General features: G+C 58.1%; 5 protein-coding genes. 4 read left to right on the top strand and 1 reads right to left on the bottom strand.

The genetic code is table 11. The features are described 5' to 3' along the window. The first annotated feature begins 917 nt into the window (after positions 1-917). The 4 genes from AMR42_RS13785 (at position 918) to AMR42_RS13770 (ending at position 9,148) form a co-directional block, all read left to right on the top strand. The gene (locus tag AMR42_RS13785) at positions 918-5,390 is read left to right on the top strand and encodes a PAS domain-containing protein (protein WP_099534238.1); all 4,473 of its coding nucleotides are present in this window, start codon (positions 918-920) and stop codon (positions 5,388-5,390) included. Positions 5,391-5,610: 220 nt separating this feature from the next. Beyond that, positions 5,611-6,540 (top strand): gamma-carotene 1'-hydroxylase CruF, encoded by a 930-nt coding sequence (cruF, locus tag AMR42_RS13780; protein ID WP_199858187.1) that lies wholly within the window; start codon positions 5,611-5,613, stop codon positions 6,538-6,540. A 313-nt stretch (positions 6,541-6,853) separates the two neighbouring features. Continuing rightward, the gene (gene cruG, locus AMR42_RS13775; RefSeq protein ID WP_099534237.1) at positions 6,854-8,080 is read left to right on the top strand and encodes a 2'-O-glycosyltransferase CruG; all 1,227 of its coding nucleotides are present in this window, start codon (positions 6,854-6,856) and stop codon (positions 8,078-8,080) included. 102 nt (positions 8,081-8,182) lie between these two features. Then, positions 8,183-9,148 carry an Hpt domain-containing protein gene (locus tag AMR42_RS13770; RefSeq protein ID WP_143473099.1) on the top strand — a complete coding sequence of 322 codons (966 nt, stop codon included), beginning with the start codon at positions 8,183-8,185 and terminating at the stop codon, positions 9,146-9,148. A gap of 45 nt (positions 9,149-9,193) precedes the next feature. On the opposite strand, the gene AMR42_RS13765 is transcribed toward AMR42_RS13770, so the two are convergent. Then, complete coding sequence (locus AMR42_RS13765; RefSeq protein WP_099534235.1) at positions 9,194-14,464, bottom strand: translocation/assembly module TamB domain-containing protein; 5,271 nt, start codon at positions 14,462-14,464, stop codon at positions 9,194-9,196. Positions 14,465-14,841: the final 377 nt, after the last annotated feature.

Genomic DNA, 14,841 nt, shown 5'->3' with positions numbered 1-14,841 from the left:
TTTCGAGCTGCAATCTCCAAGCCTCAAACAGCTTTGGCATCCTCATACTTGGGGATCGTGGATGAATAGACTTAGACTATCAGCAAATGCATCACTCCCGGATTTGCGTCAATAGGCTGAACTCAGGTCGATCGGGTCAAATCATCCGGGTTCCCGAAAATTCATTCACAAAAACGAAACAAATGCTAGCCAACCCTTGGGCAGCAGCGCCTTGAGTTAGCCCTGCTGGGTTTTTCGTTTTTGTCAGCTCAGTTGCTAACGTCTACGTCCTGCCTTGGTTTTGGGTATGGGTTTTGGAGATTGGTGATCTTTTGGAGCAATCCTGGGGCGCAATTTCACGAATTGAGGTTGTATTTTGTCTTCAATTCCACAATCCTGCCCCAAAACCCTGCCCCGATCGACTGTTTCTAGATCATTAATCAGCATTCACGGATTTTGTAATCCGATGGTTGATTAGTTTCGGGAAAATGATCAATTTCTATGGATGCAATAATCAGTGACTATCGCTAGTGACCATGATGAATGGTAATCATTAATCGCAAATATCGATCGTGCATGGTAATCGTGGATATTTTTACGGATGATTATGATTGAGTCATGAATCAATGGTGATTAATTGCTGTCAGTTTCTGCCAATTGCCGCCAGCAAATTTATGGATTTCTTTTTGCAACTAAGGTACAAACCATGACATGAAGCAAGGTCGTAAAATATTGTGTTTTGCTTGTGTTTTTGCTGAATTTTCATCATGTTTCGCTCATATTTCGCCATTGCAAGCTGATCAACTTGAAATTGATCAATTGAGGTTGACCAATTGGCTCTAGTTGCTCTTCAGATTCACCCACTGAGGTTGACCAATTGGCTCTAGTTCATCGCTAGTTGCTTCCTAGTTGCTCCTTCTCCCCATCCTGCGCCTGCCATGACTGCTTCGATTGTTCTGGAACCAGAAGTGTTCAATGCTCTTCAGCAAGAGCTAGAAACCCTGCGCCTGAAGGTTCGTCAGCAGCAAACTCAGTTTGATCGTTTAACGCAAAACCTGCCGGGCGTGGTCTACCAATTCCAAGTAGACGCGGCGGGCGAAATGACGTTTCCCTACGCCTCGATCGGCTGTCGTGAGCTATTCGAGGTGGAACCGGAGGGGATGATCCAGGCGATTGAGATGTTGTCGCTGGCCGATCGGGAAACCCTGATGCAGGCTACGGAGCGATCGCGGCAAAACCTGTCGGATTTTCACTGGGAAGGGCCGTTCATGTTGCCCTCGGGGAAAGAGCGTTGGTTGCGCTTGGTGTCCCGGCCGGAGCGCTTGGCCGATGGGAGAACGCTTTGGGATGGCTTGGTGATTGATGTGACGCAACAGCGACAGGCGGAGGAGGAGCTGCGGCGCACTCAACGGTTCCTGTCGGCGGTGTTGGATGCTTTGCCGATGCCGGTGGTGGTGAAGGAGGCGGCGGAGTTACGAGTCAGCACCTTGAACCCGGCCGCCGAGCGGTTGTTTGGAGTGGCGGCGGCGGATTTGTTGGGCCGGCCCATGGATGAGCTGTTTATGCCGGAAGAGGCGGCGGAGTTGCGATCGGGCGATCGGGCGGCCTTGGCACAACGACAAATTTTGGATCAGCCGCCAATGCCCATGCGGATTGGTGGTGAGCAGCGTTGGTTACAAAGCCGCCGCATTGCCATTTGGAACGGCGATCGCCCGCAGTATCTGATGGCGATTTACGAGGATGTGACGGAGCGCTACCAATCTGAACAGGAGCTGTTGCGGCAGCAGGCGTTGCTGAAGTCGCTGATTGCGGCGGCCCCGATCGGGATTGCGATTACCGATCGCCACTATCGCATTCTGGAAGCCAATCATCGCTTGTCCGAGTTGAATGGCCTCACGGTGGCCGACCACCTCGGACAAACGATGCAGGCCACCGCGCCCAACCTGGCCCCTCACTTGGAACGCATCTATGAAGAGGTGTGGCAAACGGGCCAGGCCATTTCCAACCTGGAGTTGACCGGGGCCCAACTGCATCACCCCGACCCCGATCGGGTTTGGAACCTGTCCTATTTCCCAATTTGGGATCGAGAAGGAACCATTAGCGCGATCGGGACGATCGTGGTTGAAATCACTGAGCAGCGGCGGATCGAAACGGCCTTGCGCCAGGCCAACAGCCGGTTTCAACAAATTGCCGATAACCTGCCGGGCATTGTCTTCCAGTACCGACGCAGAACCGGCGACCCCCTAGGAGAATTTATCTATATCAGCTCCCGGGTGCGCGAAATCTTCCATGTGGAGCCGGATGCGATCCTGGCGGATTCGGCCGTCATGTGGGGTTGTGTGCATCCCGATGATGTGGCCATCTTCGCAGAATCCATGGAGCGAGCAGTGAACCATGGCCTGGAATGGCGACACAAATATCGAATTTTGTTGCCCTCGGGTGAATTGCGCTGGATCCAGGGCATTTCGCGCATGGTGTTGGACGAAGAAGGCACGCTACATGCCGATGGGTTGCTGCTGGACATTACCGATCGACAGTTGGCGCTGCAAAACCTAGAGCAAATGCGCGATCGGTTCCAGCGATTGGCGGACAGCATACCCGGCGTGATTTATCAGTACGAAACGTCCGGCAATGATCCCGTGGGGCGTTTTTTGTATCTCAGTCCCGGTTGCCAGGAGGTCTATGGCATTGACCCCTTACGCGGCCAAAACGACCCCCTCAGTCTCTGGACGCTGACCCACCCCGATGACTTGCTCAATGTTCAAACATCCATTCGGGTTGCCATTGAAACCCGCGCCGATTGGCAGTATGAATACCGGATCATTACCCCCCAAGGGGAAGTGAAGTGGCTCCAGTCCGCCGCGCGGGGACGGTTTCTCAAGGATGGGCGATCGATCTGGGATGGATTGATTTTGGATGTGACCGATCGCAAGGCCGCTGAAGTGGCCCTGCAACAGGAGCGATCGCTCATGCAATTGGTGTTGGATAACGTTTCCGACGGGGTGATGGCCTGTGACATGGCTGGGCGCATCACCCTCGCCAACCACACGGCCCGACAGTGGTACAACTGCAACCTGCAAGGACTCTTGCCCGAAGAGTGGATGAGCCTCTACACCGTCCTGGAACCGGATGGCATCACCCCGATCGCCCCGACCCAAATGCCCTTGAGCCGGGCGATCCTAGGGGAATCGGTGCATGATTTCGAGATGGTGGTTCATGTGCCCAACGAAGACCCCCATCGAATTGTTTGCCATGCAGAACCTCTGCGGGAAAGCGACGGCTACCAAATCGGGGCCATGGTCGTGATGTATGACGTGACGGAGTATTACGAAGCCCAAGAGCGGCTCCGTCGCCTCACCGAGAGCCTGCAAGAGGCCCAGCGCGTGGCCCATTTGGGTTCCTGGGAATATCACGTGGCGACCGGTGAAGTCAGTTGGTCAGAGGAAATTTTTCGGCTCTTTAACTACCCGATCGAGGAAGGTGTGCCGGAGTTTGATCAGTCGATTTCTCTCTACAGCCCCTCCTCCCAACAACGCTTGCAGATGGCGTTTGAAGAATGCCTCAGCGACGGTCAATCCTACGATCTGGAACTCGAAGGCATCGAGCAAATTAACGGGTTATCGCGCTACTTCCGCGTCAAGGGACTGCCGGAGCGAGATGCCAATGGCCAAATCGTGCGGGTCTACGGCATTTTGATGGATATCAGCGATCTCAAACAGGCGGAGGCCATCCGTCGCCGGAGCGAAGTGCGGTTCCGTACTCTGATTGAGGCCACCTCGCAAATTGTTTGGGTCACCAGCCGCCTGGGAGAGTTTGCGGCCGATCAGCCCAAGTGGCGGGCCTTTACGGGCCAATCGCGCCAGGATTTGTTGGGCTGGGGTTGGCTGAATGCGATTCACCCAGCCGATCGCGCCGCCACGGAGGCCGCCTGGTCTCGTTCCATCATCAGCAAACAGCCCTTCACCCTGGAGCACCGGCTGCGACGCTATGACGGGCAATATCGCTACATGAGCGTGCGGGCCGTGCCGATTCTGGATGATGTGGCCAGTGTCTATGAATGGGTGGGGGTTCACACGGATATTACCGATCGCAAGTTGGCGGAATTGGAACTGTTCGATCGCGAAGCCTTCCTGCGCACCATCTTTGACGGGGTGGAATATCCCATTTTTGTTTTGGCCGTCCTGCCCGATCGCCGGTTGGAATATATCGGTTGGAATGCGGCCAGCGCCCGCTTAACCGGACTGCACGAGTCCCGGGTCTATCACCACACCCCCACTGAAGTGTTTGGCGAAGAATACGGAGCCATCATGGAAGCCCATTATTGGAGTTGCGTAGACCAACGCCAAACCATCGTTCAGGATGAGTATGTCACCACCCAGAAGGGACATCTGTGGCTGCTGACCACCCTGAATCCACTGTTTGACAAGAAGGGGCGCGTTTATCGAATTGTGGCCACCTCGATCGACATCACCAAGCGTCGCCAAGCCGAAGATGCCCTCCAACAAAAGGCCGCCGACCTAGAAGCAGCGCTGCTGGATTTGCAACATACGCAAAATCAACTGATCCAAAGCGAAAAAATGTCCAGCTTGGGGCAGTTGGTGGCAGGTGTTGCCCATGAAATTAACAACCCGGTGAACTTCATCCATGGCAACCTCAGCCATGCCCATCGCTACGCGGAAGACCTGCTGGAAATTGTGCAAGCCTATCAAGAACGAATTCCCAACCCAGACCCAGACCTCAACGACCTGATTGAGGAAGTGGATTTGGAATTTGTGGCGGAAGATTTGCCCAAGCTCCTGCAATCCATGCGGGTGGGCACCGATCGAATTCGCGAAATTGTCTCCTCCTTGCGGAACTTCTCCCGACTGGATGAAGCGGATGTGAAGGAGGTGGATTTGCACGAGGGAATTGATAGCACCCTGCTGATTCTGCAAAATCGCCTGAAACCCAAGCCGGAGCATCCAGGTATTCAGGTGGTGAAGCAATACGGTGTTTTGCCAAGGGTGGAATGCTATGCCGGACAGCTCAATCAGGTGTTTATGAATATTTTGGTGAATGCGATCGATGCCCTTGAAGAGCGCGATCGCCTCCGCGACACCGAAGCCATCAAAGACCATCCGAGCCAAATCACAATCACGACCCGGGCGATCGACTCCCGTTGGGTGCAAGTTCAACTGTCAGACAACGGGCCAGGCATCGCCCCAGACATCCAGCAACGACTCTTCGATCCTTTCTTTACGACCAAGCCCGTGGGCAAGGGCACAGGGCTAGGCATGTCCATCAGCTATCAAATCGTGACGGAGCGCCACGGGGGCCGCTTAATTTGCGAATCTGCACCCGGCCAGGGAGCCACGTTCATCATTGAAATTCCGCACCACCAAACGGGCCCGGCGGCCCATCCGGAAACCTAGGGCTTGGCCTCTGGATTCCTTGAAGACCATCCCTTGGCCCAAGGCTTTCCGTGGGGAACAATCCCGCTGAGGTGGCCACAATCCGAGGGAGCGATCGGCCCCGGATTGGCAAAATCTCATCTTTTTTAAAAAATTCTCTTAAAGATTCGTAAACTAGTTAGACACCATCCGGGCCCGACTGGCCGGATGCGATCGGTGTCTCGAAACTTTGAGGAGTGTCATGAAGTCACTGCCCCAACAGCCGCTCTCGTTGATTGAGCGCGCTTGCCTGATAGGTCACATTATTGCCATGGCGTTTGGCCTGGCTGGGTTGCTGTACGTCTTGCCTCGTCCTGACCTGATCGCCAGCTTGCCGCCCATTGGAATCCAGTTTTTTCAATGGAGTATGGGTCAGGGGGGTGTTGGCTACATCATCCTGGGTGCAGCGGCCGTGGCCCTGTACCTGGCCCGCGTTTTGGGTTGGCAACGGATGTTGCTGTTTTTCTTGCCCTCGGTGGGCTTGTCCTTGGGTAGCGAACTGCTCGGAACCAGCACTGGCTTCCCCTTTGGCCACTATCACTACCTGTCGGGGTTGGGATACAAGGTTGCGGGTTTAGTGCCGTTCACGATTCCGCTGTCTTGGTTTTATATGGGTGCGGTTTGCTACCTGCTGGTGATGGTGGGGCTGGAGCGTTTGAATTTGCCGGGGCTGCTGCGCCAGGCGGGAGCCGTGGTGGGTGGCGCGGTGTTGCTGATGGCTTGGGATCTGGTGTTGGATCCGGCCATGAGCCAAACGTCGCTGCCCTTCTGGGAATTTGAGGAAATTGGCGAGTTCTTTGGAATGCCCTATCGCAACCTGTCGGGTTGGGTGGCGACGGGGATGGTGTTTATGTCGGTGGCGGCGCTGTTGTGGCGTGGTCAGCGGTTGAATTTGACCCGATCGCAACTGACGGTTCCGGTGATTGTCTATCTGGTGAATTTTGCCTTTGGGGCAGCGATTACGGTGTTTTCGCTGGATCCGGGCTTCCTGGTGCCCACGATGATGAGTGTGGCGATCGGGGTGTTGCCGGCGGTGCTGTTGTGGGCGATCGCGCCGACGGAGGCTCCCAAGGCGGAACCGGCGGAGACTGAGCCTCTGAATGCTCCCCCGCTGGAAGTGGTTGCTAAGTAGTGGTTACTCAGTAACGAACGGGAACTTGGCCGCTTTTGGCCGATCGCCCGATCGCAACATAACCCCAATCTTCTCCCCCCAATCCCCTCTGAGCGGGTGCGGGGGGTTGTTGTTCGGTGAAGCATTCAGCCAAGCAGGCAAGCTCCAATTGGCCACAAGCCCCCTGTAAAATTCACGTTGAGAGCCTCGCGGGTATTCGCAAACCCCTTGGGCTGATGCATTTTGCCCTGCATTGCGCTTTAATATTGCGCCTTATTTCGATCGCCCTTTGCGATCAATCCCACTGCGATCAATCCCACTGGAGAACAGCAGCATGGTGACCGGAGCTGAAACTGAGACTGGAGCGGTAGTTTGGGGGGTGATCGCCCTTGGGTTGTTATTGGTGCAGCTTCCGGCCGTTGCCATTTTGTTGGCTCGGTTAATGCAAGGCCCCGGTCGCCAACAGCCTCTGCAACCCAGGGACACCACCCACGACCAGCTCGGTTCCGTCAGCATCCTGGTGCCCACCCTAAACGAGGCGGCCAGGCTGGGGCCCTGCCTCACGGGCTTGGGACTTCAGGGCTACGAAGTGCGGGAAATTTTGGTGATTGACAGCGACTCCACCGATGGCACGCCGGAACTGGTGAAGGCCGCCGGTCGCCAAGATCCCCGCCTGCGATTGTTGCCGGATGATCCCTTGCCGGGAGATTGGGTGGGGCGGCCCTGGGCGTTGCACACAGGATTTCGCCACAGCAACGAACAAAGCCGTTGGATTTTGGGGATTGATGCGGATACTCGGCCCAAGGCGGGCTTGGTGTCGGCGGCGATCGCGGCGGCCGAAGCGGGGGGCTATGATCTGGTTTCTTTTTCGCCGCGCTTTTTGCTGCAAACGCCCGGTGAGCTGATTTTGCAACCGGCCCTGTTGATGACGCTGGTGTATCGGTTTGGGCCGGCGGGCAGCTCGATCGGGGGGCCCACTCGCACCATGGCCAATGGTCAATGCTTTTTGGTGCGGCGCGATCGGCTCGTGGACTTGGGCGGCTACAGCAGCGCTCGGGGGTCTTTTTGTGATGATGTGACCTTGGCGCGGGCGGCGGCGGCCCAGGGCATGAAGGTGGGCTTTTTGGATGGGGGCAAGCTGATCGAGGTGCGCATGTATGAAGGGGCCGCCGAAACCTGGAAAGAGTGGGGCCGATCGCTCGATCTTAAGGATGCCAGCCCCCGGGCCCAAACCCTGGGGGATTGTCTCTTTTTGTTAGCAGTGCAGGGCTTGCCCTTACCCTTGGTATTGTTATTATTCGAGCCGGCCTGTGCCAGTGCTTCCTGGTTGGTAACCGCCGCCTGGGGTCTGAATCTGGCACTGTTGCTCATCCGATTTGCCTTAAATTGGGCGATCGCACCGTCCTATAACCTCAGCGGCGCAAAGCTTCCCTGGCTTTTCTTTCTGTCGCCCTTGGCGGATCCCTTGGCCGCCCTGAGAATTGGGCTATCATCGGTGCAAACGCCGACGCAGTGGCGCGGGCGTAGCTATTCCCCAGCCGTGCCAACCAACGCGGGCTAGTTCAGCGGCATCACATCTTCCAGGGGTTTTGCCCCCCTTTTGATTGCCCTGGATCCTAGCCCGGCCGCTGCTTCCGTCCTGTCGTCGCGAGGAGTGCCGCCCGTGAGTGGTAACGAACAAGTTGTCAAGTACTTCATCATGGAAGCCAATGAGCATCTGGAGGCGATGCAGGCGGCCCTGGGGAACTTGCAAGCAGTCATCGAAGAATATGAGGAGTGCAACACCATCTACCGAGCCGCCCACACCATCAAGGGCAGTGCGGCCATGCTTGGCTTTGAGGGAATGCGCCACCTAGCTTTGTTGCTTGAAAACTGTTTTAAGTTCCTGCGCGAAAATCCTATCAAGTTAGATAACAGAGATCAGCAAGATTTCGCAAACGGTGTCGCCCTTTTGGAGAAATTGACCCGGGCCCTGGAGGGTGGCACTTACAACGATGAGCAGGCCGTTCCGGCGGTGGACAGTCTGCGCCCATCCCTAGAAGCCCTATACGAACGAATTAAGAAGCGGGCGGCGGGCGAACCGGAAACACCTGCCCCAGCGCCTGCCCCAGCGGCTAAACCCCTGCCGGCCAATTTTGGCCCGTTGGTGATGGAAGCGCTGAAGCAAATGGTGGTGCTGTTTAAGCAACCGGCCACGCCGGAGTTGCGCGCACAGCTCGATCGCCTCTGTCAAAAGCTGCTGCAATTGGGTGATGGCTATGCCACTTGGCAAACCCTGATCCAAGCCACCCGCCGGGCGATCGCCCATCCCAAAGTGCCCTTCAATGCGATCGCCCCGATCGTGGTGCGGGATCTGAAACAGGCCACTGAGTTAATGGCCGGGGGCAAAGGCCACAGCATCACCCTGGGCCCTGAACTCCAAAAATTTGCTCCACCGGCCGCCGCAGCCGCTGCGGCCGCTCCCGCCGCGACCCCAGCCGCTCCGGCCGCTACTCCGGCCCCAGCCCCGGCCAATGGCCAAGTCAGCATTCCTCGGGATCCCAAGGGTGCCGCTCGGATTCTGATTTCCACGTTCCCCAAGGATCAATTGATGGAAATTGCCCGCTATTTGGCGGCGGCAGCTCGCTAGGTGCGCTGCAAGATGCTGGGGGTTAATCAACGGTGAACTAGCCCCCTAAAAGCGGCGCTCAAATTGCACCGAAAGACGCGACTCGCCCGCAAAGTCTGTGGAGCCGCGAATTACGGTGTCGTCGTTGAGGCGATAGTCCAAATTGAGGCGGGTGGTGTTGTTAATTTCCGAGATGATCTGAGCGATCGAAACGGAGAGGTTGTTATTCAGGTCAATGCCCGCTTCAATGCCGAGACCCAGGGCGGTGGCTCGATCGTTCCGGTTGTTGTCGCCCCGGGGCCGGGCGGTGACGGTGGTGGGATAAATCCGAAAATCCGTCAGCCCGATCGCGCTGGCAATGTTGGTTTGAATGTTGTTGAGCAACCCAGCGCCGGCCAAGTTGGCCAGCACCACGGCCCCACCACTGCGATCGTCAAAGGTGTTGATTAGGCTGCCACCAATCAGGGCCAAAATTTGCGCCTCGCTGCGGGCGGGCCGACTGGTGAGGCGAATTTGATCCAGCAGTTGGCTGGCGCGACCTTGGACGGTGGCCTTGATCCGAACGGTGCGAGCGGAACCCATGGATCCAACCACACTTTCTCGAATTTCGGCGGGGTTGAAGCCGCTGGTATTGTCCGTTTGCAGGGGGTTGCGGCTGGAGTCGGGCACAAAGGCCACCATCTTCACATCCAGGTAAGGATCCAGACCCGATCGGGGGCGAAATTCCGCAAATTGAGGTTCGCCGCGCTCCAGGGTAAATTGCGTTGTGAACAGGTTAATTAAGCCCCGTTGCAGTCGAATGCGGCCACTGGGACGCGGATCGGCCAAGGTTCCGTTCAGCTCCAATCCCCCCTCCGCCAGGAAATTCAGGACAGGCAATTTCAAAATTTGCAAACCCCGGCCCAAGTTCACTTGCAGGTTTTGGAAGCGAGGGGTGATCCCCACCGTGGCGGCATTGGGCGTGCTGGCCATCAGGGCCGCCGGATCCGTGGGCAAGATCACCCGACCATTGACCAGGCCCAGACTGCCGCCGACGATCGGCTTGAGGGCTGTGCCCGTGATGCTGATTTGGCCGTTCACGCCTCCTTCGTAGAGATCCCGCACATTAAGCTGCAATTGATCCAAAGCCACGTTCAGGGGGGAATCATTGGGCCCTAGGGCTTTGGTGTCGGCGATCGGCAAGATGCCCGCTAGGCGAATTTGTCCCTGGCCAAAGGCTCCGTTGATGCCGTTCACCACCAGCCGATCGCCCGTGAAGGTGGCTTGGCCGTTGATGTTGGTGATGGTTTGGGAGAGACCCTGCAACCCGATCGCCGCGTTGGCAAACTGGGCTTCTCCGGTGGCCTGGGGTTGGGCCAAGGTTCCGCCCACACTCAGTCGCACGCGCCCTTGGCCGCCCAGCCATTGGAATTGTGGAATCAGCAAGCTCGCCAACCCCAATTCCTTATCTTCCAATTCGGCATTCAGGCGCAGGCTGTCGTTATCCGGTTCCACCTTGGCGAAGGGCAACTTTTGGGGAATGCTGCCGGTGATCGCGATCGGGTCTTTGTCTTGGCTGCCTTGCACCGCCACGGCACTGCTGAAATTCAGCCGCGCTTGGGCATAGCTAAAGTTGCTGGTGGCCGTTTCGATCGGGGTGTTGTTCAGCTTGCCGCTGTTGAGCACCACCTGCCCCACGGCCCTTGGATCATCGATCGTGCCGGCCAGGGCCGCCGTGATATTCACCCGGCCACTGAGGCGGGGCAAACCGGTGCGGCCGTAAAGTTCGCGGACTTGGGGAATATTTTCCAGGGATTCGGCGGGAAAGTTGGTGAGCTGAAATTGACCCGATTGGGTTTTGCCAATTTGCCCCGCAAAGGCCAACAGGATATCGTTGCGGCGAAATTCCAAGGGGGCCAGGGTGAGGGTGTTGTCTTGGAAGTCGCCGCGAATATCCACCTGATCCGCATTCAGGGCCACTTGAGCCAGGCTACAGGCCTCTTCCGGTAACCAACTCCAGTCGCGACCCGAGAGATTGAACTTGGCGGCAATGCCCGTTTGCACGCTGCCGTTGAAGGTGAGATTGGCCCCAAATCCGCCCCGGATTCGATCGAGATTGGCGATCGGGCTGGCATTGCAGCGATCGGCGATCGACTGGTTCAGCAGGGCCTTGATTTCCGCTAACTTCCGCAACTGCTGGGAAAGGGGTTGGTCAGCCATTTCCACCGCCAAGGGAGCCACCTGGGCAGCGGCGGCATAGGTGGGCGGCCGCAGGTTTTTGGCCCATTGGGCCGCGGATTCAAAATCCGTTAGTTGCAGGATCCGAATCAGGGTTTCCAGTTTGCCGTTGCGGGCTTGTACCTGGCCCTTGAAGCGCGGGTCAGCGGCCACCACCAACTCCGCCCCCACCAGATATTCACTGTCCCCTTGGGTCAATTTGCCATCGGTCAGTACGGCGCGGTTGTTGGCATACCCAAACAGGCCGGTGAATCGATCGCCAAAGGCCACTCCCACGCCCGGTTGTTCGGCGCTGATTTGCCCCTGGGCGGTGAAGCGATCGAGGTTCAGGCGTGCTCTGGCGGCGATCGTTCCTCGGGGAATACCGGCCGGTTCCGTGAGGGCCGCGGGCCAACGCAACCGCTCCAAGTGCAAATTCGCCAGCTCGGCCAAGAAATCTCGCCCTTGGCGGCGGCCGGTGGCGGTGGCCCCTTGCCATTGCAGATCTAAGCCGGTGGGTAGAAATTGTCGATCGAGCCGCAGGGCCAGGCGATCGGACTCGCCCCGCAGGTCGATCGACAATCCCCGATGCAAGCTCACGTCCACGGGCCCACTCATCAGCAGGTTAAAGTTTGCGCCCGCCGCTTCCAACCCCACCAAGTTGGCCGTCCCGATCGCCCGTAAACCAGCTAGAGGTCCATTAATCTGGCCGGTAAAATTCGCCCGCCCCGCCAACAGGGGTCGATCGCGAAACGCATCCCGCACCCCGGCCGGAATTAGATTGGGAACCAAACCGGGCAGGGGTTCCAAATTGACGTTTTGCACCGCCACTTGCAAATCCAGATGGCGGAGGGTGGGCAAGCCGGCCAGTTGTGGGGGAATGCTGGGAAACAAAGACCCTTCAGCCCGCAACCCAGGCCCCACAGCCCGATCGAGCCGAATCGCTTGCCCATCCCAACGGGCCGCAAAGTCGATCGGCAGCCGTTGGTTGAGGTAGTTGGCTTGGGCAACGGTTAACAAACTGGAGCGATCGCCCGGCCTCAGTTGCCCCGTGACTTGGGCCGCGATCGAAGCAGGATTGCGGGCCAACAGGCCGGCCACGGTTCCTTGGGCCGTGACCTGGCTGCTGAGTTGTCCGGTGGCTTGGGGCACAATCCGCGCCAACTGAATGCCCGCCAATTGGGTTTGCAATTGCCAATGATCGCCCGTGGCCTGGGCGGCCCAATCCAGCTTGCCACCGGCCAAATTTTGCAAGTTGCCCGCCGCCTGGACAGCCAAACCCGTCAAGGGGCGATCTAGAGTGCCCCGAGCTTGGGCTGTGGCGGTCAATTGACCCGAGAGTTGCGGAATCACCCGCCCCACTTGCAGATTTTGCAGCCGGGCCGAGCCGGCCCAAGCCCGATCGCGCAGTTGCACCGCCGTTGTGATTTGCCCGCCCAGCAGTTCCGTGCGGGCCTCCGTGTCCAGCGCGGTTAGGTTGCCGCGCGATCGCCCCGTGACGGAGACCGGCCCCGGATCCTGGGGTAAATTCAGGCCATAGGCTTGGGCGATCGGGGCCAGGGGCAGATCCTGAACCCGCCAATCGGCCGACAGCCGATCGATGCCCAACCGATCCAAGGCCCCATTCGCCAACAGACGGGCCGAACCATCGGCGGTGATTGCCCCCCCGGCCGTTGGTTCAACGCGCAGCCGATCGAGCCGGGCCGCCAGGGGAAAGGCCCGCACTAACCGACTTTGCCAATTTTCAAACAGGCGAAGGGGCGAATTTTTGGGCGGTTCCGATCCTTGGCCGATCGCGGAGAAATTGCCCTGAACGCGCCGAAAGGCCAGGCGATCGACCCGTAAGCCGCCCACCGAGACGAAATTGCCGGTAATTTGCGGGCGATCGAGCGTTCCCCGTAGCCTGGCATTCACCTCCACCGGCCCGACGATCGGGAGAGGCAAGGTCTGATCGAGCGTGGTTGCCACATCCGCCGGCCGCAACGCCTCCGCCCGCAACGTCACATCATATTTAGCCTCCAGGGTGGTTTTGAGGGGATTTTGCAGATTCAACACCGTTCCCGAAAAATCCACCGGCCCATTCGCGATCGCCTGCAAGGACCCATATTGACCTTGGGCCTGATCCAGCGTCACGACGGGCCCCCGCAACCGCAACCGCCCCATGGTCAGGGCCATGGGCTTGGGCACGAGGGGGCTGGTGATGCGCCAGTCTCGCAGTTGCAGCGTACCCTGAAGCGCCGGAATGCTTTTCCCCAATTGATATCGCCCATCGGCCACTCCATCCACCCGTCCCCGCTCGATCGTCATCGGAGCGGGCATGGCCTGGGCCAATCCGGTCACATCCAGGTTTTGCAGGCGCGATCGCACCGCCAACTCCTGGGTCGGAATTTTGAACTCTCCTTTGAGGTCAAACTGTCCGGGCCGCACTTGCCCCACGGTTCCCAACACCGAAAACCGCGCCAATTCCGGCTGGCCAGCACGCCACTGCTCCAAGTCCGCCGAACCGGAAGCCACAATCTTCACGGGCAACGGCGGGGTCGATCGCCGGGGCCGATTCACCAAGGCCGGCGCAGGCACCAAGGTCACCTGGGCATTTTGGAACTCAAAACGACTGGGACGCAGCTCAAAGGGCGGCTTAGGGCCCGACTTCAAGCGCACTTCAAATAAATTGCCGTCGTTGGTTTGCTCCACATACACCGACGGATCCCGAAAGGTAATCGCGATCGGGATGACGCGATCGCCCAGCAAATTGGGCAACTGGGCGATCGACCAAAAATCAAACCTGGCCTCAACCGCACCGGCCTTCGCCTGGTCAGGATCCTGCGCAGTGGGCAACAGGGCCGATTCCCCAAAGGTCAGCCCACCCAAGGACAATCCCGTCAGGGGCCCCACCTTCACCGGCCGCATCAGGGCATCGCTGAGGGCCGCGGACAAAAAATCCGAAAATCGATAGTGCAGCCAATACCAACCAAACCCCAGCCCCCCGGCCACCAGCCCGATCGACCCCAAAACGGCCGCCCGTCCCACCCAACGCCACAGGGATCTTCGATTCCTTTGGGGACGGCGCGATCCGGGGGGGGATGGCTCAAGCTCGGAGGGCTGATCCGGCTCCCGATCGGGCAAATTTCCTGGCGACTGCATAGCTCTGAAACCCGGTGCAACTCCTCACCCCGTGCGAGCTAGCCATCAGCCCCGCTGCACGATTGTGCATATCATAGACGACTCATTTCGCTGGTCTTGTTGACTGTTCCAAGTTCTGGATTGCCCATGGGGTCTTGATTGGCGATCGAGGGCTGGCCTCGGTTGGGCGCAACGGGGCGATCAGCGCGGCCTAGCTGGTTTTTTAGCCTTATGGTTTAGCCTTGTGGTTTTGTATCGCAATTTATAGGCCACAATCATGATCATGGTGGCTGCCGGGCTGGTTTGCAGGGGCGATCGCGCCTGTTTGCGTTACAGTTGGTGCAATAAGGGTAAATCCTGAGTGGCTTAAGTAATTTATAAAGTTATTAGTTTAAATA

The sequence above is a fragment of the Limnothrix sp. PR1529 genome (genome assembly GCF_002742025.1).
GTDB lineage: Bacteria > Cyanobacteriota > Cyanobacteriia > CACIAM-69d > CACIAM-69d > CACIAM-69d.
Note: the sequence above shows the minus strand (reverse complement) of the source record. Positions and strands in the feature narration are given on the sequence as shown.